The sequence below is a fragment of the Pseudomonas sp. genome, from assembly GCF_035277045.1.
Taxonomy (GTDB): Bacteria; Pseudomonadota; Gammaproteobacteria; order Pseudomonadales; family Pseudomonadaceae; genus Aquipseudomonas.
Map to the genome: position 1 here is coordinate 564988 of NZ_DATELE010000276.1, position 23165 is coordinate 588152.

21 protein-coding genes are annotated in these 23165 nt (G+C 63.3%); 7 read left to right on the forward strand and 14 right to left on the reverse strand.

The genetic code is table 11. The annotated features are described in order from the left end of the window. Nucleotides 1–72: 72 nt before the first annotated feature. From pstB to VJS90_RS18625, 5 genes are all read right to left on the reverse strand, one after another. Entirely contained in the window at nucleotides 73–906 is an 834-nt protein-coding gene (gene pstB, locus VJS90_RS18605; RefSeq protein WP_324123102.1) for a phosphate ABC transporter ATP-binding protein PstB, read from the reverse strand. A 97-nt stretch (nucleotides 907–1003) separates the two neighbouring features. Next, the gene (pstA, locus tag VJS90_RS18610; RefSeq protein WP_324123250.1) at nucleotides 1004–2620 is read right to left on the reverse strand and encodes a phosphate ABC transporter permease PstA; all 1617 of its coding nucleotides are present in this window, start codon (nucleotides 2618–2620) and stop codon (nucleotides 1004–1006) included. 71 nt (nucleotides 2621–2691) lie between these two features. After that, nucleotides 2692–4980, reverse strand: coding sequence for a phosphate ABC transporter permease (locus tag VJS90_RS18615; protein ID WP_324123103.1), 2289 nt, complete (start codon nucleotides 4978–4980; stop codon nucleotides 2692–2694). A 137-nt stretch (nucleotides 4981–5117) separates the two neighbouring features. Beyond that, a complete protein-coding gene (locus VJS90_RS18620) occupies nucleotides 5118–6116 on the reverse strand; it encodes a phosphate ABC transporter substrate-binding protein PstS (protein ID WP_324123104.1) in 999 nt (332 codons plus the stop codon). Nucleotides 6117–6281: 165 nt separating this feature from the next. Further along, a complete protein-coding gene (locus VJS90_RS18625; RefSeq protein WP_324123105.1) occupies nucleotides 6282–7571 on the reverse strand; it encodes an MFS transporter in 1290 nt (429 codons plus the stop codon). A gap of 353 nt (nucleotides 7572–7924) precedes the next feature. Here VJS90_RS18625 and VJS90_RS18630 point away from each other — a divergent pair, with 353 nt between their 5' ends. After that, nucleotides 7925–8323 carry an acyl-CoA thioesterase gene (locus VJS90_RS18630; RefSeq protein WP_101322846.1) on the forward strand — a complete coding sequence of 133 codons (399 nt, stop codon included), beginning with the start codon at nucleotides 7925–7927 and terminating at the stop codon, nucleotides 8321–8323. 71 nt (nucleotides 8324–8394) lie between these two features. Next, the gene (locus tag VJS90_RS18635) at nucleotides 8395–9291 is read left to right on the forward strand and encodes a D-hexose-6-phosphate mutarotase (RefSeq protein ID WP_324123106.1); all 897 of its coding nucleotides are present in this window, start codon (nucleotides 8395–8397) and stop codon (nucleotides 9289–9291) included. 107 nt (nucleotides 9292–9398) lie between these two features. On the opposite strand, the gene VJS90_RS18640 is transcribed toward VJS90_RS18635, so the two are convergent. From VJS90_RS18640 to VJS90_RS18660, 5 genes are all read right to left on the reverse strand, one after another. Next, complete coding sequence (locus VJS90_RS18640; protein ID WP_324123107.1) at nucleotides 9399–9932, reverse strand: DUF3299 domain-containing protein; 534 nt, start codon at nucleotides 9930–9932, stop codon at nucleotides 9399–9401. 49 nt (nucleotides 9933–9981) lie between these two features. Beyond that, the gene (locus VJS90_RS18645; RefSeq protein ID WP_324123108.1) at nucleotides 9982–10227 is read right to left on the reverse strand and encodes a GlsB/YeaQ/YmgE family stress response membrane protein; all 246 of its coding nucleotides are present in this window, start codon (nucleotides 10225–10227) and stop codon (nucleotides 9982–9984) included. 94 nt (nucleotides 10228–10321) lie between these two features. After that, nucleotides 10322–11404 carry a 5-(carboxyamino)imidazole ribonucleotide synthase gene (locus VJS90_RS18650; RefSeq protein WP_324123109.1) on the reverse strand — a complete coding sequence of 361 codons (1083 nt, stop codon included), beginning with the start codon at nucleotides 11402–11404 and terminating at the stop codon, nucleotides 10322–10324. Nucleotides 11405–11414: 10 nt separating this feature from the next. Beyond that, nucleotides 11415–11906 (reverse strand): 5-(carboxyamino)imidazole ribonucleotide mutase, encoded by a 492-nt coding sequence (gene purE, locus VJS90_RS18655; RefSeq protein WP_324123110.1) that lies wholly within the window; start codon nucleotides 11904–11906, stop codon nucleotides 11415–11417. Between the two features lie 171 nt (nucleotides 11907–12077). Beyond that, complete coding sequence (locus VJS90_RS18660) at nucleotides 12078–13016, reverse strand: LysR substrate-binding domain-containing protein (protein ID WP_324123111.1); 939 nt, start codon at nucleotides 13014–13016, stop codon at nucleotides 12078–12080. A 178-nt stretch (nucleotides 13017–13194) separates the two neighbouring features. Between VJS90_RS18660 and aspA the strand changes: the two genes are divergently transcribed. After that, nucleotides 13195–14619 carry an aspartate ammonia-lyase gene (aspA, locus tag VJS90_RS18665; protein ID WP_324123112.1) on the forward strand — a complete coding sequence of 475 codons (1425 nt, stop codon included), beginning with the start codon at nucleotides 13195–13197 and terminating at the stop codon, nucleotides 14617–14619. Between the two features lie 321 nt (nucleotides 14620–14940). After that, the gene (locus VJS90_RS18670; RefSeq protein ID WP_324123113.1) at nucleotides 14941–16341 is read left to right on the forward strand and encodes an alanine/glycine:cation symporter family protein; all 1401 of its coding nucleotides are present in this window, start codon (nucleotides 14941–14943) and stop codon (nucleotides 16339–16341) included. A 276-nt stretch (nucleotides 16342–16617) separates the two neighbouring features. Here the strand turns inward: VJS90_RS18670 and VJS90_RS18675 are convergent, their stop codons facing one another. From VJS90_RS18675 to VJS90_RS18685, 3 genes are all read right to left on the reverse strand, one after another. Continuing rightward, nucleotides 16618–16896 (reverse strand): DUF3077 domain-containing protein, encoded by a 279-nt coding sequence (locus VJS90_RS18675; RefSeq protein ID WP_324123114.1) that lies wholly within the window; start codon nucleotides 16894–16896, stop codon nucleotides 16618–16620. Next, nucleotides 16893–17168 carry a hypothetical protein gene (locus VJS90_RS18680; RefSeq protein ID WP_324123115.1) on the reverse strand — a complete coding sequence of 92 codons (276 nt, stop codon included), beginning with the start codon at nucleotides 17166–17168 and terminating at the stop codon, nucleotides 16893–16895. The genes VJS90_RS18675 and VJS90_RS18680 overlap by 4 nt, the downstream gene beginning before the upstream one ends. 737 nt (nucleotides 17169–17905) lie before the next feature. After that, complete coding sequence (locus tag VJS90_RS18685) at nucleotides 17906–19432, reverse strand: PLP-dependent aminotransferase family protein (protein ID WP_324123116.1); 1527 nt, start codon at nucleotides 19430–19432, stop codon at nucleotides 17906–17908. Nucleotides 19433–19521: 89 nt separating this feature from the next. On the opposite strand from VJS90_RS18685, the gene VJS90_RS18690 reads away from it, so the two are divergent. From VJS90_RS18690 to VJS90_RS18700, 3 genes are read left to right on the forward strand one after another with little or no spacing between them, the layout of a single operon-like run. Continuing rightward, entirely contained in the window at nucleotides 19522–20151 is a 630-nt protein-coding gene (locus VJS90_RS18690) for an FMN-binding negative transcriptional regulator (RefSeq protein ID WP_324123117.1), read from the forward strand. 12 nt (nucleotides 20152–20163) lie between these two features. After that, nucleotides 20164–20610: a GNAT family N-acetyltransferase gene (locus VJS90_RS18695; RefSeq protein WP_324123118.1), complete on the forward strand. Its 447-nt coding sequence runs from the start codon at nucleotides 20164–20166 to the stop codon at nucleotides 20608–20610. Between the two features lie 14 nt (nucleotides 20611–20624). Further along, entirely contained in the window at nucleotides 20625–21296 is a 672-nt protein-coding gene (locus VJS90_RS18700; RefSeq protein WP_324123119.1) for a GNAT family protein, read from the forward strand. A gap of 57 nt (nucleotides 21297–21353) precedes the next feature. Here VJS90_RS18700 and oadA read toward each other — a convergent pair whose 3' ends face one another. After that, nucleotides 21354–23162 (reverse strand): sodium-extruding oxaloacetate decarboxylase subunit alpha, encoded by a 1809-nt coding sequence (oadA, locus tag VJS90_RS18705; protein WP_324123120.1) that lies wholly within the window; start codon nucleotides 23160–23162, stop codon nucleotides 21354–21356. Between the last annotated feature and the right edge of the window lie 3 nt (nucleotides 23163–23165).

Consider the following 23165-nt stretch of genomic DNA (forward strand, 5'->3'; position numbering starts at 1 on the left):
TGTCCGTGTCGTGCCTGGAGTTCATGCTCGCCGCCGTGCTTGCAGCTTGCCGCCCAAAGCTTGCCGCCGCCACTAGCCGTAGCGACCGGTGATGTAGTCTTCGGTCTGCTTCCTGGCCGGATTGGTGAACAGCGTGTCGGTGTCGCCGAACTCGATCAGTTTGCCCATGTACATGAACGCGGTGTAGTCCGAGACGCGCGCCGCCTGCTGCATGTTGTGGGTCACAATGACGATGGTGTACTTGGATTTCAACTCGTAGATCAGCTCTTCGACTTTCAGGGTCGATATCGGGTCGAGCGCCGAGCATGGCTCGTCGAGCAGCAGCACCTCGGGCTCGACGGCAATCGTGCGGGCGATCACCAGACGCTGCTGCTGGCCGCCGGACAGGCCGAGCGCCGACTCGTGCAGGCGGTCCTTGACCTCGTCCCACAGCGCAGCGCCCCTGAGCGCCCATTCCACGGCTTCATCAAGCACGCGCTTCTTGTTGATGCCCTGGATGCGCAGACCATAGACCACGTTCTCGTAGATGGTCTTGGGGAACGGGTTGGGCTTCTGGAACACCATCCCCACCCGGCGACGCAGCTCGGCCACGTCCTCGCCCTTGCGGTAGATATCGTGGCCGTACAGGTTGATCGCGCCGTCGACGCGGCAGCCATCGACCAGGTCGTTCATGCGGTTGAAGGTGCGCAGCAGGGTCGACTTGCCGCAGCCGGACGGGCCGATGAAAGCCGTCACGCGCTGCTTGGGAATGTTCATGCTGACGTCGAACAGCGCTTGCTTGTCGCCGTAGTACAGGTTCAGGCCAGGCACTTCGATGGCCACGGTTTCTTCGGCAAGGCGCAGGCTCTGCTTGTCGCGGCCCAGGGCAGACATGTCGATGCCATGGGTATGAGTATCGTGTTGCATCGTCTTACTCCGTTCGTAGCTGCAGGGCGAGCGCTGCATGCTGCAAATGTGGGCCAAGCGGCGCGCAGCGTGCCGCTTGTGGCTTATGCCATGTGGGTCAGTTGTCCAGCGCCTTGTACTTCTCGCGCAGGTGGTTACGCATCCAGACCGCCGAAAGGTTGAGCGTGGCGATGACCATCACCAGCAGCAACGCGGTGGCATACACCAGCGGCCGCGCGGCCTCGACGTTCGGGCTCTGGAAGCCGACATCGTAGATGTGGAAGCCCAGGTGCATGATCTTCTGGTCAAGGTGCAGGTACGGGTAATTGCCGTCCAGCGGCAGCGACGGCGCCAGCTTGACCACGCCAACCAGCATCAGCGGGGCAACTTCGCCCGCGGCGCGGGCCACGGCGAGGATCATGCCGGTCATCATCGCCGGGCTGGCCATCGGCAGCACGATCTTCCACAGCGTCTCGGCCTTGGTCGCGCCCAGGGCCAGGGAGCCTTCGCGCAAGGTCCGCGGGATCCGTGCCAGGCCTTCCTCGGTGGCGACGATCACCACTGGTACCGCCAGCAGCGCCAGGGTCAGCGAGGCCCACAGCAGGCCCGGGGTGCCGAGGGTCGGTGCCGGCAAGGCTTCCGGGAAGAACAGCCGGTCGAGCGAGCCACCCAACACATAGACGAAGAAGCCCAGGCCGAACACGCCATAGACGATCGCCGGCACGCCGGCCAGGTTGTTCACCGCGATGCGGATCAGGCGGGTAACCGGGCCCTGACGGGCATATTCGCGCAAGTAGACCGCCGCCAGCACGCCGAACGGGGTGACGATCACGGCCATGATCAGGGTCATCATCACGGTACCGAAGATGGCCGGGAAGATACCGCCCTCGGTGTTCGCTTCACGCGGGTCGTCGCTCAGGAACTCCCAGACCTTGGCGAAGTAGGTGCCAAGCTTGGTGACGGTGCCCATGGCGTTCGGCTGGTAGGCGTGGACGACCTTGTCGAGGTTGATCTCGATCTCGCGGCCGTTGCCGTCGCGCGCCACCAGGCTGTCGCGGCTGAAGTCGCGGTGCAGGCCACCCAGGCGCTCTTCGATCGCCTTGTAGCGGGCATTCAACGCTGCGCGCTCGGCCTCGATGTCAGCCTGCGCGGCGGCATCCAGCTTGCCGTCCAGCTCAAGCTTGCGGGTCTGCAGGCGCAGGCGTTCGAGGCCGTGGTTGATGGCGCCGATGTCTTTTTTCTCGAGGGTCTGCAGGTCACTGGCAAGCTTGCTGGTGCGCGCCAGGCGCGTCTTCAGTTCGGCCCAGGCGGCCTGGCCTTCGGCAACCACCTGGCCATTCTGCTTCACGCTGACCAGGTAGCCGTAGAAGTTGCCCCACTCCCGGCGCTCAAGCGCGATCAGATCAGCCGGTGTCTGCTGGTCGACCAGCCAGTCGCCGACCACCCAGCTGAAGTCGCTGCCGTTGAGGTCACGGTTGCCGACCTTGATCAGCTCGCGGGTCATGAATTCAGGGCCGTCGGCCGGCACCGGCAGGCCGGCGCCCTTCAGGCGCGCCAGCGGTACCTGTTCCTGCTGCACCACTTCGCCGACAACCACGTGGTCCGCCTGGCCGGGCACCTTGTAGGTGGCCTGGATCAGGTCGGCAGGCCAGAAGTGACCCAGGCCGCGGACGGCGATCACGGAAAGCAGGCCCACGGTCATGATGACGGCGATAGCGACCGCGCCACCGCTCATCCAGACACCGGGTGCGCCGCTCTTGAACCAGCCCTTGAGGGAATCCTTTTTCACGGATCTCTACCTTTCTATCAAAGCGACGAGTATTTCTTGCGCAGACGCTGGCGAATCAGCTCGGCCAAGGTGTTCATCACGAAGGTGAACATCAGCAGCACCAGCGCTGCGAGGAACAGCACGCGGTAGTGGCTGCCGCCGACTTCCGACTCAGGCATTTCCACCGCCACGTTGGCGGCCAGGGTGCGCATGCCTTCGAACAGGTTCATCTCCATGACCGGGGTATTGCCGGTGGCCATCAGCACGATCATGGTTTCACCGACGGCGCGGCCCATGCCGATCATCAGGGCCGAGAAGATGCCTGGGCTCGCGGTCAGGATGACCACGCGGGTCAGGGTCTGCCACGGCGTGGCGCCCAAGGCCAGGGAACCCAGGGTGAGGCTGCGCGGCACGCTGAACACGGCGTCCTCGGCGATGGAGTAGATGTTCGGGATCACCGCGAAGCCCATCGCGATACCGACCACTAGGGCGTTGCGCTGGTCGTAGGTGATCCCCAGGTCATTGGTGATCCACAGGCGCATGTCGCCGCCAAACAACCAGTTTTCCAGCAACGGGCTCATGGTCAGCGCGAACCAGCCGGTGAACAGGATCACCGGGATCAGGATCGCCGCTTCCCAGCCATCCGGCACCCGCAGGCGGATCGACTCGGGCAGGCGGCTCCAGGCAAAGCCCGCCACCAGGATGCCGATCGGCATCAGCAAGAACAGGCTGAACACGCCCGGCAGGTGGCCTTCGAGGAAGGGCGCCAGGAACAGACCGGCGAAGAAGCCCAGGATGACCGTGGGCATCGCCTCCATCAGCTCGATCACCGGCTTGACCTTGCGGCGCATGCCCGGCGCCATGAAGTAGGCGGTGTAGATGGCGGCGGCGATGGCCAGCGGGGCGGCCAGGATCATCGCGTAGAACGCGGCCTTGAGCGTGCCGAAGGTCAGTGGCGAGAGGCTCAGCTTGGGCTCGAAGTCGGTGTTCGAAGCGGTCGACTGCCAGACGTACTTGGGCTCGTCGTAGTTCTCGTACCAGACCTTGCTCCACAGCGCGCTCCACGACACCTCTGGGTGCGGGTTGCGCAGGCTCAACGGCTGCAGCTTGCCCCCTTCCTCGATGAGGATGCGGTTGGCACGCGGCGAGAACGCCAGCACACCGGCGCCTTCGGTGGCCTGCTCGACCAGCAGGGTACGGTGCGCGGTGCTGTGGAACACGCCGAGCTTGCCGTCGTTGTCCAGGGCGATGAAGCCCTTGCGGCGCTCCTCGGCGTCGATCTGGGCGATCGGCGCGCTGCCCATCTGGAACGAGCGGATGTGCTTGAAGCGCTGCTCGCCGTCCGGGTCGCGGGCCATGAACCACTGCTGCAGGCCACCCTTGGAGTCACCGAAGATCAGCGAGATACCGCCAACCAGCTGGGCGCTGGCAGTGATTTCGGTCTGGCCGTCTTCCATCAGTTTGTAGCGGCCATTGAGGCTCTTGTCGCGCAGGCTGTACACATCGGCCTGGGCGCGGCCGTTGATCACGTACAGCCACTGCTGGCGAGGATCGATGAAGATCGACTTCACGGCCTCGGTCATCTGCGGCAGATCGATACGATTCTGCTCGGTGCTGACCTCGCCGGTCATCATGTTCTCTTCGCGTGCGAGCGACATCACCTGCAGGTGCGACCCGGTGGAACCCGCGACCACCAGGGTCTCGCCGTTGACGTTCAGGCTCACGTGATCGAGCGGGCGGCCCTGGTCGTCCAGGTTGAAGAGTTCCTGGCCGTAGGGGAATCCGATGTTGGCGGTGATGGTCTTCTTGTTGTCCGGGTAGGTGATCTTGTAGGTGTGGTTGAACACCAGTGCCTGGCCATTGGTCAGGCCCACGACCACCAGCGGGCTGCCCGGCTGGTCGGTGCCGATCGAGCTGACCTGGGTGCCCGGGGGCAGCGGCAGGTCGACGCGCTTGAGCTCGGCGGCGGTCTTGGTATCGAAGAACAACGCCTGGCCCTTGTCGGACACACGCATCCCCACCAGGTTCTGCTCCTCAAGCGCAATCAGCAGTGGCTTGCCGGCATCCTGCTGCAGCCAGGCCGGCTCCATCACCTTCTTGCTGGTCAGCTCGGCGCCCTGGAACAGCGGGAGCACGACGTAGGCCAGGTAGAAGAAGATCAGGGTGATGGCTGCCAGCACGGCAAGGCCCCCCACCAGCACATACCAGCGGGTGAAGCGGTCCTTGAGCGCACGCATGCGACGCTTGCGTTGAAGCTCCGGCGTGTTGAAATCAATCCGCGCAGGAGGAGAGGTTTGGGTCATGGTGGAGTTGGCCAGATCATTCATGCGCACACCCTAGCGGTCCCGTATTACAAAAACATGACAATGCAGTGACGCACGAAAGCCCGCAGCACAGGGGACCTGGCCACGGACTGCATTATGTAAACGGTGGCCGGTTTCAACCAGCCACCGTCCTGTGACGCTTACTGCTTGGCGACGTTCGAAGACTGCTCCAGACCCAGGTCAGCCATTGCCTTGGCGGCAACCTTGGCTGGCAGTGGGATGTAGCCGTCTTTCACAACCACTTGCTGGCCGGCCTGGGACAGGACCAGCTTCACGAACTCGGCTTCCAGCGGGGCCAGAGGCTTGTTCGGCGCCTTGTTGACGTACACATAGAGGAAGCGCGACAGCGGGTAGGTGCCGTTCAGGGCGTTGGCTTCGTTGTCTTCAACGAACTCGGCGCCTTCCTTCTTGGCCAGTGGCACGGTCTTGACGCTGGCGGTCTTGTAGCCAATGCCCGAGTAGCCAATGCCGTTGAGCGAGCTGCTGATCGACTGCACGACCGAGGCCGAGCCAGGCTGTTCGTTGACGTTAGGCTTGAAGTCGCCTTTGCACAGGGCTTCTTCCTTGAAGTAGCCGTAGGTGCCCGACACCGAGTTGCGGCCGAACAGCTGCACGGGCTTGTTGGCCAGGTCACCGGTCACGCCCAGGTCGCCCCAGGTCTTGACGTCAGCCTTGGCGCCGCACAGGCGGGTCGAGGAGAAGATCGCATCGACCTGGGCCATGGTCAGGCCCTTGATCGGGTTGTCCTTGTGCACGAATACGGCCAGGGCATCGACGGCAACCGGAATGGCGGTTGGCTTGTAGCCGTACTTCTGCTCGAACGCCTGCAGCTCGACGTCCTTCATCTTGCGGCTCATCGGGCCCAGGTTGGCGGTGCCTTCGGTCAGCGCGGGTGGCGCGGTGGAGGAGCCGGCGGCCTGGATCTGGATGTTTACGTTCGGGTATTCCTTCTTGTACGCCTCGGCCCAGAGGGTCATCAGGTTGGCCAAGGTGTCGGAACCGACGCTGGAGAGGTTGCCCGATACACCGGTGGTCTTGGTGTAGGTCGGGATGGCTGGGTCGACAGCGGCTACCGCATTGGCGGCAGCAACGCCAGCGGCGGCGAAGGTCAGGGCCGCCATCAAACGCTTCAGTTTCATGCCTTGCTCCTAGCACAGATAGTTGGGTGTGTGATGAATCGGGGCCAAGTATCTGCAGGCCGCATGAAGACTCTATGTCTCAAATGTGACAATTGGATGAAAGGCCATCACCAGGAAAGTGGGTGGCCTTCACAGCCTGTCGCGAGGACCGATGGCAGAGGGATCTCAGCGTTTCCTGGCCAGCAGATAGAAGCCCACAAGCAGACCAATGGTGCAAATTCCGGCGACATAATAAGCCGGCGCCATCGGGCTGAACTTGAGCAGCGCCGTCACCACCATCGGCGTCAGGCCGCCGAAGATCGCGTAGGCCAGGTTGTAGGAAAACGAAAGTCCGCTGAAGCGCACCACCGGGGGGAAGGCCTTGACCATCACGTACGGCACGGCGCCGACGATGCCCACGCACAGGCCGGTCAGCGCGTACATCGGGAACAGCAGTTCGGGATGGCTTCCCAGGGTGTGGTAGAAGGTCCACGAGGTGGCCAGCAGCGCCAGGCTGCCGCCCACGAAGATCCGGCCCGCGCCGAAGCGGTCAGCCAGGGAGCCGGCAAGGATGCACCCGATGCTCAGCAGCACGATGGCCAGGCTGTTGGCGAGCAGCGAATCGGTCGGGCTCACCTTGTAGAGGGTCTGCAGCAGCGCCGGGGTCATCAGGATGATCACCACGATGCCTGCCGACAGCAGCCAGGTCAGCAGCATCGACAGCACGATCGCGCCGCGGTGGTCACGCAGCACCGCGCGCAGCGGCACTTCGTCGGCCAGGGCCTTGCGCGCCTGCATCTCGGCGAACACTGGGGTCTCGTGCAGCCAGCGGCGCAGGTAGACCGCGAACAGGCCGAACACCCCGCCGAGCAGGAACGGGATACGCCAGGCGTAGTCGGCGACCTCTTCGGCGCTGTAGACCGAGTTGATCAGCGTGGCGACCAGCGAGCCGAGCAGGATGCCCGAGGTGAGTCCCGCGGTGAGCGTGCCGCAGGCATACCCCGTGTTGCGTGCCGGCACGTGCTCGGACACGAACACCCAGGCGCCGGGCACTTCGCCGCCGATCGCCGCGCCCTGGATGACGCGCATCACCAGCAGCAGCACCGGCGCCCACAGGCCGATCTGCGCGTATGTCGGCAGCAGACCCATGATCAAGGTGGGCACAGCCATCATGAAGATGCTCAAGGTGAACATTTTCTTGCGCCCCAGCAGGTCGCCGAAGTGCGCCATGACGATGCCGCCGAGCGGGCGCGCCAGGTAGCCGGCGGCGAAGATGCCGAAGGTTTGCATCAGGCGTAGCCATTCGGGCATGTCCGCCGGGAAGAACAGCTTGCCGACCACGGTTGCGAAGAAGACGAAGATGATGAAGTCGTAAAACTCAAGCGCACCGCCAAGGGCGGACAACGACAACGTCTTGTAGTCACTGCGGGTCAGCGGCCGCGATGGCTGTTCGGTACTGCTGGGCACGGAGGTCATCGGTCTTCTCTTATGGTCATGCGGGCCGCCTGGGACGCGGCTTCTGGCGTGGGGACGGATGAAGATAGCAAATTGCGGCACGGCCCTCATAGCGGTACAAACCGTGCAGTTATTCATCCAGCCACGGTCGTCGCTGCCGATAGTGGTCTATATACTGGCCTCCGGCAGGAAAGGTTACGTCCCACGTGGGATGTTGTGCGCAAACGCCGGTCGGTATGCTCAGGCGATCTCGCCGCGTTTACCTCGGCCATCTGGCAGAAGGAAAACAGCGTAGTATGGTGCGGCTGAATCGTTTTTCACGGCGTGACTCCAGCGCCAACCCAAAAAGCGTCACGGGTCAGAGGCCCCTCGGCATGATTGAACTCGAACAAGAAGATCCTATCCCGCAAGGCGACCTGGCCTTGCAGATCACCGCGTTGCCTCGTGAAACCAATGGTTTCGGCGATATCTTCGGGGGTTGGCTGGTCGCCCAGATGGACCTCGCCGGCACCGCGATGGCCAGCCGCGTAGCCGGTGGCCGGGTGGCGACGGTGGCCATTGACCGCATGGCGTTCCTGGTGCCGGTAGCGGTGGGCGCGCAGTTGTCCTTCTATACCCAGACCGTGGAGATCGGCCGCAGCTCGATCCAGATGATGGTCGAGGTGTGGAGCGACGACCCGCTGTCCAGCGAATGGCGCAAGGTCACCGAGGCGGTATTCGTCTTCGTCGCCATCGACGGCAGTGGCCGCACCCGTTCCGTCCCTCGTCGCTGAGCGGCCCGCGCGCTAAACTCGTTGCCAGGCACAAGGTCCAAGGCCCCACGTCAAACCAACGAGAAAAGCGCATGGCTACCCCCAAGGTCGAAACGGAAAAACACGGCGAACTGAACTGCTGGCGCATCACCAGCGATCACGCCGAACTGCTGATTGCCCAACAAGGTGCTCAGGTGCTGAGCTATCAGCGCCTGGGCGAGCCACCGCTGCTGTGGCTGAGCGACCAGGCCCTCTTCAGGCAGGGCAGCGCCATGCGCGCCGGCGTGCCGGTATGCTGGCCGTGGTTCGGTAACTTGCAGCGCAATCCCCAGGCGGTGCAGGCCATGTTCCACGGCGAGCAGGCGCCGGCCCATGGCCTGGCGCGCTGCCGTGACTGGCAGTTGCTGGGCATTGAAGGTGACGGTGAGACGCTGCGTATCGAGTTTGGTCTTCCTGAGGCCCAGGCCGACCTGCCCGGCTGGCCGCACAATGTCGAGCTCAAGTTCGTCATCGAACTGGGCGAGACGCTGACGCTGACCCTTTCCAGCTACAACCTTGGCAATGACCTCGTGACCATCAGCCAGGCGCTGCACAGCTACTTTGCTGTCAGCGACGTACGTCAGGCGCGGGTCGAGGGTGTTGACGGGCTTGGCTATATCGAGACCCTGGCCGACTGGGAGCAGCGCCAGCAGCAAGGCGACCTGGGCTTTATCGGGGAAACCGACCGGATCTACCTGCAGGCGCCGCAGCGCCTGTCGATCGTCGATCCGCACTGGAAACGCCGTATCACCCTGCAGACCCGCGGCTCGCGCTCGGCGGTGATCTGGAACCCGTGGGCCGATCGGGCCCGCGAGCTGGTGGACATGGCGGACGATGGCTGGCAGCGCATGCTGTGCATCGAGACGGCGAACGTATGGGATGACGTGGTGACGCTCAAGCCTGGAGCGACGCATGCGCTGAGTGTGACCATCGGCAGCGAGGCGCTCTGACTGTCCAGGACGGCATCGCTAGCTATGCGAGCACTGCTACCTGTGGGAGCACTGCTACCTGTGGGAGCGGCCTTGTGCCGCGATCGGGCGCGAAGCGGCCGTAGGCATTACAAATCCGCCTCTTCCACCACTCTCACCTTACCTGCATCCAGCGCGTACGCCGCATCGGCCAGGTCATTGCTGACCTTCTCCACCTTGAGCGTGCCAATGACCCACAGCGGGGTGTAGATATCGTCGATCTTCAGCCCTTTCGGGTACCGCACCAGCACCAGCTGGTTCGGCGGCGGTGGCGGAACGTGGATGCAGGCGCCTGGGTACGGCACCAGGAAAAACAGCGTGCTGTTGCCCTTGGCATCGCTTTCCAGCGGCACGGGATAACCGCCCAGGCGGATCTGCCTGCCGTTCATGGCCGCCACGGTCTTGGTGGAATACATCACAGCCGGCAGGCCTTTGCTCTGCTTCAGGCCGCCCTTGTCGGTGAAGGTGCCCAGGGCTTCCGGGGAGTTGTGGTCGATTTCTGGCATCTGCTCCAGCGCACGCTGGTCCGACTTGGGCATCAACGCCAGCCAGTCGGTTTCAGGAAGCTCGGCGCGGGCCAGGCTGCTGGCCAATAGCAGGGGAACAAGGAAAAACGCACGCATGAAAAATGCTCGGCAACACAGGAAGGTTACCGAGCATTCTAGCGTGCAATCAGCGTTTCTTGATCAGCCCGTAGATCACCAGAAGCACGATGGCGCCGATCAGGGCCCCTAGGAAACTGGCGCCTTCGCCCGCCTGGTAGATACCCAGCGCCTGTCCACCATAGGTCGCGACCAGCGAGCCGCCAATCCCCAGCAGGATGGTCATGATCCAGCCCATGCTGTCGTCGCCTGGCTTCAGGAAACGCGCAAGCAGGCCGACGATGAGGCCGATGAAGATGGTTCCGATGATTCCCATGGGTATCCCTCTGAATGGAAGTGGACCGTGCCAAAGCCTGGTTAGCGCTTTGCCATACTGCCATTCAGAGGGCCCGCCAGGGCCAGAGGTTCAATCAGCCTGCGATCAGGCCTTCGACCTCGGCGATCTTCCGCTCGAGACTGGCCATGTCGGCGCAGCGCAGGGTCGCGTGGCCCACCTTGCGGCCGACCTTGAAGGCCTTGCCATAGTGGTGCAGATGGCATTCGTCGATGGACACGACCTTGTCCACCGCTGGCACTTCACCGATGAAGTTGAGCATGGCGCTCTCGCCGACCTTGGCGGTCGAGCCCAGCGGCAGGCCGGCAACGGCGCGCAGGTGGTTCTCGAACTGGCTGCACTCGGCGCCCTCGATGGTCCAGTGCCCGGAGTTGTGAACCCGCGGGGCGATTTCATTGGCCTTCAGGCCGCCGTCGACCTCAAAGAACTCGAAGGCCATCACGCCTACGTAGTTCAGCTGGTCGAGCACACGGGCGGCGTAGTCTTCGGCCAGGGCCTGCAGCGAATGCCCCTGGCTGGCCACCGACAGGCGCAGGACGCCGCTCTCGTGGGTGTTGTGCACCAATGGGTAGAAGCGGGTTTCGCCATCACGGGCGCGCACCGAGATCAGCGAGACTTCGCCGGTGAAGGGCACGAAGCCTTCGAGCAGGCACGGGACGCTGCCCAGCTCGGCGAAGGTGTCGACCACGTCCTCGGGAGTGCGCAGAACCTTCTGGCCCTTGCCGTCATACCCCAGGGTGCGGGTCTTGAGCACGGCCGGCAGGCCGATGCTGGCCACGGCGGCATCAAGGCCGTCCTGGGACTGGATGTCGGCGAACGCCGGGGTCGGAATCCCCAGGTCCTTGAACATGCTCTTCTCGAACCAGCGGTCACGAGCGATGCGCAAGGCCTCGGCGCTTGGGTAGACAGGCACGAACTGCGACAGGAAGGCCACGGTCTCGGCCGGGACGCTCTCGAACTCGAAGGTGACCAGGTCGACTTCGTCGGCCAGCTGGCGCAGGTGGTCCTGATCGCCGTAGTCGGCACGCAGGTGCTCGCCCAGGGGCGCCGCGCAGGCATCAGGCGCCGGATCGAGAAAAGCGAAGTTCATGCCCAGCGGGGTGCCCGCCAGGGCCAGCATGCGGCCCAGCTGGCCGCCACCGATTACACCGATTTTCATGCTCTTGACCTCAGGCCTGACGCGGATCTGGATTGTCCAGGACGGTATCGGTCTGCTCAGTGCGGAACTGCTTGAGCGCGGCGTGATACTCGGGGTACTTGGCGCCCAGGATGCTCGCCGAGAGCAAGGCGGCGTTGATCGCGCCCGCGCGGCCGATGGCCAGGGTGGCAACCGGCACGCCTGCTGGCATCTGCACGATCGACAGCAGCGAATCGACGCCCGACAGCATGGACGACTGCACCGGCACGCCCAGCACCGGCAGGTGGGTCTTGGCGGCGCACATGCCTGGCAGGTGGGCAGCGCCACCGGCACCGGCGATTATCACCTCGATGCCGCGCCCTTCGGCCTCTTCGGCGTACTGGAACAGCAGGTCCGGGGTACGGTGGGCGGAAACCACCTTCACCTCGTAGGGAATGCCGAGTTTTTCCAGCATATCGGCGGTGTGGCTAAGGGTGGACCAATCGGACTTGGAGCCCATGATCACGCCAACCAGTGCACTCATCGTCGAGCCTCTTCGCTTGTGCGCCCGCGGGCGCGTCAAAAAACAACAAGCCACGCGGGAGGACCGGCGTGGCTTGTTAGCTGATTCGGGGTCGGACGAGCCGACCGAAGGCCGCGCAGTATAACGTAACACGGTGCGCTTGAGGCCCCCCCGGCGACCAACTGTCAGGCCTTATTTTTCGGGGCTTTGGCTGACTTTCGAGTCAGGCGCCGTGGCGGTGTTGCCTTCGAGCTTGCGCCACAGCAAGCGCACGTTTGCCTTGCGCACAAGCGCGCAGCGGTAAAGGCGGATCTCCAGGGGCACATGCCACTGGCTGCCTCCGCAAATCACCAGCTCGCCGCGCTCCAGCTCACCGCGCAGCGACAGCCGTGGCACCCAGGCAATGCCCAGGCCTTCGAGCGCCATGCTCTTGAGGCTGTCGGCCATGGCGGTCTCGTAGACGGTGGTGTAGCGCAGGTTGCGCTGGCGCACCAGCAGGTTGACCGAGCGGCCGAGGAACGCCCCAGCGCTGTAGGCCAGCAGCGGCACGCTGCCCTCGCCCTCCAGGTCGAACAGCGGCCGGCCCTCGTCATCGGCCGCGCACACCGGCACCATCTCGGTGTGGCCCATGTGCAGCGACGGGAAGATTTCCGAGTCCATCTGCAAGGCCGCGTCAGGGTCATAGAACGCAAGCATCAAGTCGCAGCCGCCTTCGCGCAGGGCATGCACGGCGTCCCCGACGTTGGTCGCCACCAGGCGCGTGGCCAGGTTCATGCCGTCGTTGCGCAACTGCGCGACCCAGCGCGGGAAAAAGCCCAGTGCCAGGGAGTGGGCTGCGGCAACTTGGATCACCTCGCCCTGCCCGCCTTCAAGATGATGCAAGTGGCGCAGAACTTCGCCCAACTGGTCGACAACGGTCCGGGCAGTGACCAGGAAGAGCTGTCCTGCCTCGGTCAGCTCGATGGGCGTGCGGGAACGATTCACCAGCGTCAGCCCCAGGGCCGCCTCCAGGCTGCGGATACGACGGCTGAACGCCGGTTGGGTCACGAAGCGGCGCTCCGCCGCCTGGGAAAAACTGCGGGTCGCGGCCAAGGCGCTGAAATCTTCCAGCCATTTGCTTTCAAGGTTCACTGCACTCTCCCAGCGTGCACCAAAATGGAACACGCACGAATGTCGATTGGCGTCACATGAATCATTATGCCGTTTATGCATAGGTTAGTGACTAACAGCATTGGCCGCAAAATGGGCTCAGGCCTAGCATTGGCGGCATTCCGGCGTGTGCCGGGCCAAAACCGAGATGATATCCGTCATGTCCTCCGCTGCATCGTTCCGCGTCGAAAAAGACCTGCTTGGTACCCTTGAAGTCCCTGCCGATGCCTACTTCGGCATCCAGACTCTGCGCGCTGCCAACAACTTCCACCTCTCCGGTGTGCCGCTGTCGCACTACCCCAAGCTGGTCGTGGCCCTTGCCATGGTCAAGCAGGCGGCTGCCGACGCCAACCGTGAGCTGGGCCACCTGAGCGATGCCAAGCACGCTGCCATCAGCGAGGCCTGTGCCCGTCTGATCCGGGGCGACTACCACGAGCAGTTCGTGGTCGACATGATCCAGGGCGGTGCTGGTACTTCAACCAACATGAACGCCAACGAAGTCATCGCCAACATCGCGCTGGAGGCCATGGGCCATCAGAAGGGCGAGTACCAGTACCTGCACCCTAACAACGACGTGAACATGGCGCAGTCGACCAACGACGCCTACCCGACCGCGATCCGCCTGGGTCTGCTGCTCGGTCACGACGCCTTGCTGGCCAGCCTCGACAGCCTGATCCAGGCCTTCGCTGCCAAGGGCAAGGAATTCGACCACGTACTGAAGATGGGCCGTACCCAGCTGCAGGACGCGGTGCCGATGACCCTGGGCCAGGAATTCCGCGCCTTCGCCACCACCATGACCGAAGACCTGAACCGCCTGCGCAGCCTGGCGCCAGAGCTGCTGACCGAGATCAACCTGGGCGGCACCGCCATCGGCACCGGCATCAACGCCGACCCTGGCTACCAGATGCTGGCCGTGCAGCGCCTGGCCCTGATCAGCGGGCAGCCACTGGTTCCAGCCGCCGACCTGATCGAAGCCACCTCCGACATGGGCGCCTTCGTGCTGTTCTCGGGCATGCTCAAGCGCACCGCGGTCAAGCTGTCGAAGATCTGCAACGACCTGCGCCTGCTGTCCAGCGGCCCGCGCACCGGCATCAACGAGATCAACCTGCCGGCACGCCAGCCGGGCAGCTCGATCATGCCAGGCAAGGTCAACCCGGTGATCCCGGAGGCCGTCAACCAGGTCGCCTTCGCGATCATGGGCAACGACCTGGCCCTGACCGTCGCCGCCGAAGGTGGCCAGCTGCAGCTGAACGTGATGGAGCCGCTGATCGCCTACAAGATCTTCGACTCGATCCGCCTGCTGCAACGCGCCATGGACATGCTGCGCGAGCACTGCATCGTCGGCATCACCGCCAACGAACAGCGCTGCCGTGAACTGGTCGAGCACTCGATCGGCCTGGTCACCGCCCTGAACCCGTACATCGGCTATGAGAACGCCACCCGTATCGCCCGTATCGCGCTGGAAAGCGGCCGCGGCGTGCTGGAACTGGTGCGCGAGGAAGGCCTGCTGGACGAAGCGATGCTCAACGACATCCTGCGTCCGGAAAACATGATCGCTCCCCGTCTGGTTCCGCTGAAGGCGTAACCCACGGTTTGTTGCACCGCTCACCAGGTTTGAGGGACTAGACACCTCTCGACCCTTTGAGGCCCGAAGCGCATGCTTCGGGCCTTTTTTTTGGTGTCGCGCCGGCACTTGCGCGGGGGCGGGCCTCGTCGGCGCGTCGAAGCGCCGCGATCATGGGCAGCGCCGGTGCTACAGACGAGCGCCGCTTTGGTGCGTATAGTGCCCGCCCTCTCGCCCAGGCGGCGCCGTCCATGGCGCATGCCACGCCGGGCAGACGCACACTTCTATGCACTCAAGCGGCGAACCACGCCGTTCGCCAGCGGTTAAAGCGAGGAAAATTCCATGCTTGAAGTCATCAACGACTTCCTCTCGGGCAAGGTACTGATCGTGCTCATTGTCGGTCTGGGCAGCTACTTCACGATCCGCTCGCGTTTCGTACAATTGCGTCACTTTGTCCATATGTTCGCGGTATTTCGCAACAGCCTGCGCAGCGGCAACGGCCAGTTGAGCTCGTTCCAGGCCTTGATGCTCAGCCTGGCAGGCCGGGTCGGCGCGGGCAATATCGCAGGGGTGGGCATTGCCGTGACCCTGGGCGGGCCCGGGGCGGTGTTCTGGATGTGGGTCACCGCACTGGTGGGGATGTCCAGCAGCCTGTTCGAATGCACGCTGGGGCAGCTCTACAAGCGCTGCGACAGCGACGGTCAGTTCCGTGGCGGCCCTTCGTTCTATATCCAGCATGGCCTGGGCAAGCGCTGGCTGGGCATGATCATGGCCTTCCTGCTGCTGATGACCTTCGGCCTGGCCTTCAACGGCTTGCAAGCTCATGCGGTCACTCACTCGCTGAACGACGCCTTTGGTGTGTCCACCACCTACGCAGGCCTGGCCATGGCCGCGCTGCTGGGCATCGTGTTCATCGGTGGCATCAAGCGAATCGCCGCCGTGGCTGACCTGCTGGTGCCGATCAAGACCCTGGCCTACATCGCCGTGACCCTGTACGTCATCGTGCTGCAGTTCGATCAGGTGCCGGCCATGCTCATGACCATCGTCAAGAGCGCCTTCGGCCTCGACCAGGCCTTTGGCGGGCTGATCGGCACCGCGATCGTCATGGGCGTGAAGCGTGGCGTGTTCGCCAACGAAGCAGGCCTTGGCGGCGCCCCGAACGTCGCCGCGGTGGCCCAGGTCGACCACCCCGTCGCCCAGGGCGTGGTGCAAGCCTTCAGCGTGTTCCTCGACACCTTCCTCATCTGCACCTGCACGGCGCTGCTGATCCTGCTGTCAGGCTTCTACACCCCAGGCTTCGAAGGTGACGGCATTGCCCTGACCCAGAACTCGCTCGCCGCGGTGGTGGGTGACTGGGGCCGTATCTTCATCAGCGTGGCGTTGTCGTTGTTCGTGTTTACCTCGATCCTCTACAACTACTACCTGGGCGAGAGCAACCTGCGCTTTTTGATCGGCGAGAACCGCAAGGTGCTGGTGGGTTATCGAGTGCTGGTGCTGGTGTTGATCTTCTGGGGCGCCGTGGAAGACCTCGGCACGGTGTTCGCCTTCGCCGACATCACCATGACGATGCTGGCCTTCGTCAACCTGATGGCCCTGGCGTTGCTGTTCGGCATTGCCATGCGCGTGCTGCGTGACTATGACAACCAGCGTGCCGCGGGCATCGCGGAGCCGGTATTCGACGCCGCCAAGTTCCGCGACCTCGACCTCGACAATCGCGCCTGGCCGGAGCGCGACGCGCGCTGAGCCTGACCTGACCTGACCGCAAGACCGCCCCCAGAAATCACTTTGCGGGGGCGGCCTTGGGTTCCCTGAGAAAAGAGCCTTGATTTCCTGTAGGGGCGGCTTATGTCCCTGTGGGAGCGGGCTGGTCCCGCGATCGGCGGCGCAGCCGTCGTAAACCCGGCAACCGTGTTTCGTCTGATACAACGCGCAGTCAGGCTTTTACGACCGCTTCGCGGCCGATCGCGGGACTAGCCCGCTCCCACACTGCACCCCCACACGCCTGAACCCCCACCCCTCTTAGGCTTCAGGCGCTGATTTGGCCTTCCTCCTCCCCGCCTCCACATCGTCGGCGATCGCCTTGGCAAAGGCGCTCAGGAAATACGCTGACCAGAGCATGTCGCCATCGTTATCCACCATTCCGGCATGGATCAAGGTGTGCACGCACCCTGTCAGTGTCGAAAGCTGCTCCATGGCATAGTCGCCGGGCACCCCCGGATTGATGCGAAACAAGTCCATGGGCGGATTCTCGGTCGTGATGAAGCTCGTTTTCCCCGCAGTCCTGATGTCGTCGCTCATGCCGTCGCCTCCATGCACGTACATGCGTTGAGCTTGACCAGTGCATGCTCGATCAACGCCTTGGCCGTCTCTGCCGAATGCAGCACGTTCACCAGCATGCCCTGGCCTGGTTCGTTGAAATGCGAACGGCAGTATTCGTCGGTGGTTTCGTAGACGCCACGCAGGAGTTCGCTGGCGTAGGCCAGGGAATCGGGTGGGGTGAGGTCGCTGTGGATGGTGAAGTGAGGGGTGGTGATGATTTTGCGGGGTGGGTCGGGGACGATTTTTTTCATTGCGTAGTTCCTGATTTCGTTAGGAAGCTGCCACTTCACCATCTCACGGGTGAGGGTGGCAGCCGTACGCAGGGTGAGAAACCGAGGGAATCAGGAAAACTCGGCCAGACCGAGGTCTGCCCGCGCACGGCCGCCATTACAGACTTGCCGTTGATTCATCTACGGGTTCTCACACCCGGTCGTCGAAAAGTGACGACCCAGCGAAACTAGACCCGAAGAATGAGCCAGACAATCGGAAACGTCCGAAGCGCACGTAGGATACTTCCGAGAGCATTGAGAGCTAGAAACTTTTAGCACCGAAGCCTATGAAGCAAAGCTTCGGTTTCGGAGGGTGGCAGCCATACGCGGGGTGAGAGACCGGGGATCTTGGAACCCAGCCAGACCGAAATCTGCCCGCGCACGGCTGCCATGCAGCAGCCAAGAGACACTAGTTTCACCGTAGTGACTGATACAGCAGAAATTTCAGCAGGGTATCTCGGACATTTCCCAAGATTTGCAGCGCCCATGCGATTTCTGGGGCCGGGAGAAGCCGGGCCGGGGGCTGTGAGCACGTCGGTGGAAGGCAGAATCTCCCCAAAATGCCTTGGCTGCGCTGGGCAGGGCTTCCATAACCGAGCTGGCCGCGCCAGCTCTTGTGGGAGCACGCCTTGTGCTGCGATTCGAGGGCAGAGCCCTCGCCGGGGCGCAAAAAGATGGGTTGTTGCGGTACTGGCAGGAAACCCTGAACAAATCAGGTACTACCGCCAGGCTTTACGTAAACGCATCAACGCATCCGCGATCTGGGCTTCAGGCACGGCAGCGAAACCAAGCACCAGCCCCGCGCGGTTATCCACAGGCGTATCGCAGTCATCCAGCCAGTAGCTGCTCAGTGGATTCACCTCTACACCCGCCGCCTCAGCCCGAGCGACCAACTCCTGCTCACGCGCATAGTTATCCACAACCACTTTTACATGCAATCCGGCTTCAACAGCAGGCATTTCACCCAGCCCAGAGATATCCACAGGCCAGCCGGCCTTGAGCACATTGCGTCGGCTCAACGCGGCCCGTCGCATGCGGCGGATGTGTCGCTGGAAATGCCCTTGGGCCATGAACCGAGCCATGACGTGCTGGCTGCTGACCTCCGAATGCCGATCCGCAAGCGCCCGCGCCTGCGAGAACGCTTGCGCCAGCTGCGCGGGCAGTACCAGATAGCCCAGGCGCAACCCAGGGAAGGCAATCTTGCCAAACGTGCCGATGTAGATCACCCGCCCCTGCCGGTCGAGCGCGGCCAGAGGCGCCAGCGGGGCACCGCTGTAGCGGTACTCGCCATCGTAATCGTCCTCTATGACCCAGCTGTCGTTGCGCTCGGCCCAGTCAAGCAATGACAAGCGCCGAGCCAGGCTCATGGTCACGCCAGTCGGATACTGGTGCGCGGGTGTGACATATGCCAGGCGGCAATTCTCGAGATCTGCCAGTCGTCCACAGTCAAGACCGTCTTTATCCACAGGCACGCCCACCACATGGGCACCCGTCATCGCCAAGGCATGACCCGCCGCTCGATACCCAGGATTTTCCACAGCCACCCTGTCGCCTGGTGCCAACAGCAGCTGTGCACAAAGGCTGATGGCCTGCTGCGCTCCACTGGTGATCACAATTTGTTCAGCGCTGCAGGACAGCCCTCGAGACCTGCGCATGTAAGCAGCAACAAGCGCTCGCAGCTGAGGCTCACCCGCTGGATCACCATAGCCCAGATGCGCGGGATCCGGGTTACGCCAGAAACCCGCTTGCAGCTTGGCCCAGATCTGAAAAGGAAACAGATCAAAGGCGGGTACTCCTACTCGAAACGCCCGGGGGGCACCGGCTTTAGGTGACGCCAATTGATGTTTTTTCAAACGATCAAAAGGTGCGCTCATGACTCTATCACTGGATAAATCATCAGTGTTATCCAACGGAAATGTGGATAACACTGTTGATAAACCCAGGGATAACCCTGTGGACAGGTGTGTGGATAGTTTTGGGAGCTGACTCACATAAGTGCCGTCGCCGACTCGGCTTTCGATATAGCCTTCGGCGTACAGCTGGTCGTAGGCCCGCACCACGCTATTGCGGGACAGCATGAGAATCGCTGCGAGGTCCCGACTCGCCGGCAACCGGGTGCCGCTGCTCAGGCGCCCATCCAGAACCCGGACCCTCAGGGCCTGGTAGAGCTGGTCACTCAGTCCTCGGCGACGGTCAAGGACAATGCCCGCAGGGTCGAAAGGCAACGCAGTGGAACGTTCACTCATGAATTGGACCTGTCAAACGAGCACTGAATGGATCTTAACCTGAACCAATAGCCTGCCTAGCATGGAGCCATTCAACAAGAGACGCGGCCATGTACAACGCCAGACCCCATCAGGAACACGACCTGGAAAACCTCCACCGCCAGATGCTGCAGACGCGGCTCGCCGTGCTGGTCACCCACGGACAGCAGGGGCTGCTGGCCAGCCACATCCCCGTGCTGCTTGATCCCGCGGAAGGACCAAATGGCACGATTTACGCTCACCTGGCGCGTGCCAACCGGCAATGGCAGGACTTGGGCAATGGTGGCGAAACGCTGCTGGTGTTCCCAGGCCCCGATGCCTATGTCAGCCCCGGCTATTACCCAAGCAAGGCGCAGGACCCACGCACGGTGCCCACCTGGAATTACCTCGCCGTGCATGCCTATGGCCAGGCCGAGGTCATTCAGGAAGGACCCCGCCTGCTGGAGATCGTCAGCCGCCTGACCGATCGTCACGAAACAGGTCGCAACGATCCTTGGCAGGTCGCCGACGCGCCTGCCGACTACATTGAAGGAATGCTGCGCGCCATCGTCGGTGTGCGCCTGCCTGTCGACCGCCTGCAGGGCGCGCGCAAGCTCAGCCAGAACCGCTCGGCGGCCGACATCGAAGGCGTGCGCACGGGGCTGGCCGCCAGCGCCGATCCACTGGACAACCAACTCTCGGCGCACATGCGCCCGCTGTGAAGGAACCACCCCATGCCAGAAGTCACCATTCGCCCAGTCGGTCTCAATGATCACGCCGCCTGGCTGCCGCTGTGGCAAGCCTACCTGCGTTTCTATGAAGCTCGCCTGGCGGACGAGGTCAGCGCCAGCACCTGGCAGCGCCTGCTCGATCCCACCGAACCGACCCATTCCGCGCTGGCCTGGGTCGATGGCAAGGCGGTGGGCATGGTCAACTGGATCTATCATCGTTCCAACTGGAGCATCGAGAATTCCTGCTACCTGCAAGACCTGTACGTCGACAGCCAGACGCGGGGCCTGGGCATCGGCCGCCGGCTGATCGAACATGTGTATGCACAGGCCAAGGACCTGGGGTGCACCAAGGTGCATTGGCTGACCCATGAGACCAATGCCACGGCCATCGGCTTGTATGAACAGGTCGCCGAACGCCCAGGCTTCATCCAGTTTCGCAAAGCCATCTGAGCCAGGAGCCAATCATGAGTGATGCGTTACAGTGGAAACCCGCGAAGGTGCCGCAGCCCCAGACCCTCGCCGGCCGTTTCATCCGCCTTGAAAAGCTCGACCCGCGACGCGACATCGATGCGCTGTGGGAAGTGTTCCAGGGCGAGGAGGCGGATCCCGCCCTGTGGAAGTACCTGGCCTACGGGCCCTTCACCGACCGGGAAGGCTTTGGCGACTGGATCGACAGCAATGCCGCCAGCCGTGATCCGCTGTTCTTCAGCGTCATCGACCTGGCGAGCGGCAAGGCCCAGGGCATACTCAGCCTGATGTCGATCGTGCCGGAGCAGGGCCGGATCGAGATCGGTCATGTCACCTTTGGCGCGGCCATGCAGCGCACTCCCAAGGGGACCGAAGCCATCTACTTGCTGGGCAAGCTGGCCTTCGAGCTGGGCAACCGGCGCCTGGAGTGGAAATGCAACAACGACAATCTCCGCTCCAAGCGCGCGGCCGAGCGGTGTGGATTCACCTTGGAAGGGGTGTTTCGCAAGCACATGGTCATCAAGGACCTTAACCGCGACACCGCGTGGTACTCGATCACCGATGATGAGTGGCCCGCGATCGCGGCAGGCTTCGAGCGGTGGTTGAGTGAAGACAATCAGCGCCCGAGCGGGCAGCTGAGTACCCTGGAAAGCTGCCGCGCACTCTAGAAAAAAGGGGGAGCATTTGCTCCCCAGAGGTCAATCACTTCCAGACAAGAGCTTCGATCAGCCCTCGATTTCGATGAGGATTTCGCCCGGGTTCACCCGGTCGCCCTTGGCCACGTGAATGGCGGTGACCTTGCCGGAAATCGCCGCCTGCACTTCGGTTTCCATCTTCATCGCCTCGGTGATCAGCACCGCCTGGCCGACCTTGACCGTGTCGCCTTCCTTGACCAGCACATCGACGATGTTGCCGGGCATGGTGGTGCTGACATGGCCCGGGGCGCTGGCCTGCTTGCGCTTGCTGCTGCCGCCGCTGACGAACTCGTTGAGCGGCTCGAACACCACCTCTTCAGGCATGCCGTCGATCGACAGGTAGAAGTGACGCTTGCCCTCGGCCTTGACGCCGACACCAGTGATGTCGACGCGGTAGGTTTCACCGTGCACGTCGATGACGAACTCGGTCGGCACGCCTTCGCCACCGGCCGAAGCCACGGCGCCCGCCTCGGGAATCGGCAGCAGCACTTCAGGGGTCAGGGTGCCGGCCTCACGCTCCTCGAGGAACTTGCGCCCGATATCCGGGAACATGGCGTAGGTCAGCACGTCTTCTTCGCTCCGGGCCAGGGCGCCGATGTCGGCACGCAGCTTGGTCATCTCCGGCTTGAGAAGATCGGCCGGACGCACGTCGATCACCTCTTCGCTGCCGATGGCCTGGCGGCGCAGCTTCTCGTTGACCACGCCCGGCGCCTTGCCGTAGCCGCCTTGCAGGTACAGCTTCACCTCGTTGGTGATGGTCTTGTAGCGCTCGCCGGCCAGCACGTTGAAAAACGCCTGGGTGCCGACGATCTGCGAGGTCGGGGTCACCAGCGGCGGGAAGCCAAGGTCTTCACGCACCCGCGGGATCTCTGCCATCACTTCGGCCATGCGGTTGAGCGCGCCCTGCTCCTTGAGCTGGTTGGCGAGGTTGGAGATCATCCCGCCGGGCACCTGGTTGACCTGCACGCGGGTGTCGACCGCGGTGAACTCGCTTTCGAACTGGTGGTACTTCTTGCGCACGGCGTAGAAATACAGGCCGATCTCCTGCAGCAGCTCCAGGTCCAGGCCGGTGTCGAATTCGCTGCCCTTGAGGGCCGCGACCATCGACTCGGTACCGGGGTGGCTGGTGCCCGAGGCGAAGCTCGAGATCGCAGTGTCGATATGATCGGCACCGTTCTCGATTGCCTTGAGCTGGCACATGGCAGCCAGGCCGGCGGTGTCGTGCGAATGGATGAACACGGGCAACGACTGCTCGGACTTCAGGGCCTTGACCAGTTCGCCAGTGGCGTACGGGGTCAGCAGGCCGGCCATGTCCTTGATCGCCACCGAGTCGCACCCCATGGCCTCCATGGTCTTGGCCTGGGCGACGAAGGCGTCGATGGTGTGCACCGGGCTGGTGGTGTAGGCGATGGTGCCCTGGGCGTGCTTGCCGGAGGCCTTGACCGCTTCGATGGCCACGCGCAGGTTACGCACGTCGTTCATCGCGTCGAAGATACGGAACACGTCGATGCCGTTGACCGCCGCCTTGGCCACAAAGGCCCGGACCACGTCGTCGCTGTAGTGGCGGTAGCCCAGCAGGTTCTGGCCGCGCAGGAGCATCTGCAGGCGGGTATTGGGCAACGCGGCGCGCAGCTTGCGCAGGCGCTCCCACGGGTCTTCCTTGAGGAAGCGCACGCAGGCGTCGAAGGTCGCGCCGCCCCAGCATTCCAGGGACCAGTAGCCGACCTTGTCGAGCTTGTCGCAGATCGGCAGCATGTCTTCGGTACGCATGCGGGTAGCCAGCAGGGACTGGTGGGCGTCGCGCAGGATTGTGTCGGTTACGAAAATTTTCTTGGACATTAT

What these genes read in the sequence shown, in the direction of transcription:
- pstB (WP_324123102.1), bottom strand. Translation starts at nt 906, where the DNA reads ATGCAACACGATACTCATACCCATGGCATCGACATGTCTGCCCTGGGC.
- pstA (WP_324123250.1), bottom strand. Translation starts at nt 2,620, where the DNA reads ATGAGCGGTGGCGCGGTCGCTATCGCCGTCATCATGACCGTGGGCCTG.
- VJS90_RS18615 (WP_324123103.1), bottom strand. Translation starts at nt 4,980, where the DNA reads ATGAATGATCTGGCCAACTCCACCATGACCCAAACCTCTCCTCCTGCG.
- VJS90_RS18620 (WP_324123104.1), bottom strand. Translation starts at nt 6,116, where the DNA reads ATGAAACTGAAGCGTTTGATGGCGGCCCTGACCTTCGCCGCCGCTGGC.
- VJS90_RS18625 (WP_324123105.1), bottom strand. Translation starts at nt 7,571, where the DNA reads ATGACCTCCGTGCCCAGCAGTACCGAACAGCCATCGCGGCCGCTGACC.
- VJS90_RS18630 (WP_101322846.1), top strand. Translation starts at nt 7,925, where the DNA reads ATGATTGAACTCGAACAAGAAGATCCTATCCCGCAAGGCGACCTGGCC.
- VJS90_RS18635 (WP_324123106.1), top strand. Translation starts at nt 8,395, where the DNA reads ATGGCTACCCCCAAGGTCGAAACGGAAAAACACGGCGAACTGAACTGC.
- VJS90_RS18640 (WP_324123107.1), bottom strand. Translation starts at nt 9,932, where the DNA reads ATGCGTGCGTTTTTCCTTGTTCCCCTGCTATTGGCCAGCAGCCTGGCC.
- VJS90_RS18645 (WP_324123108.1), bottom strand. Translation starts at nt 10,227, where the DNA reads ATGGGAATCATCGGAACCATCTTCATCGGCCTCATCGTCGGCCTGCTT.
- VJS90_RS18650 (WP_324123109.1), bottom strand. Translation starts at nt 11,404, where the DNA reads ATGAAAATCGGTGTAATCGGTGGCGGCCAGCTGGGCCGCATGCTGGCC.
- purE (WP_324123110.1), bottom strand. Translation starts at nt 11,906, where the DNA reads ATGAGTGCACTGGTTGGCGTGATCATGGGCTCCAAGTCCGATTGGTCC.
- aspA (WP_324123112.1), top strand. Translation starts at nt 13,195, where the DNA reads ATGTCCTCCGCTGCATCGTTCCGCGTCGAAAAAGACCTGCTTGGTACC.
- VJS90_RS18670 (WP_324123113.1), top strand. Translation starts at nt 14,941, where the DNA reads ATGCTTGAAGTCATCAACGACTTCCTCTCGGGCAAGGTACTGATCGTG.
- VJS90_RS18675 (WP_324123114.1), bottom strand. Translation starts at nt 16,896, where the DNA reads ATGAGCGACGACATCAGGACTGCGGGGAAAACGAGCTTCATCACGACC.
- VJS90_RS18680 (WP_324123115.1), bottom strand. Translation starts at nt 17,168, where the DNA reads ATGAAAAAAATCGTCCCCGACCCACCCCGCAAAATCATCACCACCCCT.
- VJS90_RS18685 (WP_324123116.1), bottom strand. Translation starts at nt 19,432, where the DNA reads ATGAGTGAACGTTCCACTGCGTTGCCTTTCGACCCTGCGGGCATTGTC.
- VJS90_RS18690 (WP_324123117.1), top strand. Translation starts at nt 19,522, where the DNA reads ATGTACAACGCCAGACCCCATCAGGAACACGACCTGGAAAACCTCCAC.
- VJS90_RS18695 (WP_324123118.1), top strand. Translation starts at nt 20,164, where the DNA reads ATGCCAGAAGTCACCATTCGCCCAGTCGGTCTCAATGATCACGCCGCC.
- VJS90_RS18700 (WP_324123119.1), top strand. Translation starts at nt 20,625, where the DNA reads ATGAGTGATGCGTTACAGTGGAAACCCGCGAAGGTGCCGCAGCCCCAG.
- oadA (WP_324123120.1), bottom strand. Translation starts at nt 23,162, where the DNA reads ATGTCCAAGAAAATTTTCGTAACCGACACAATCCTGCGCGACGCCCAC.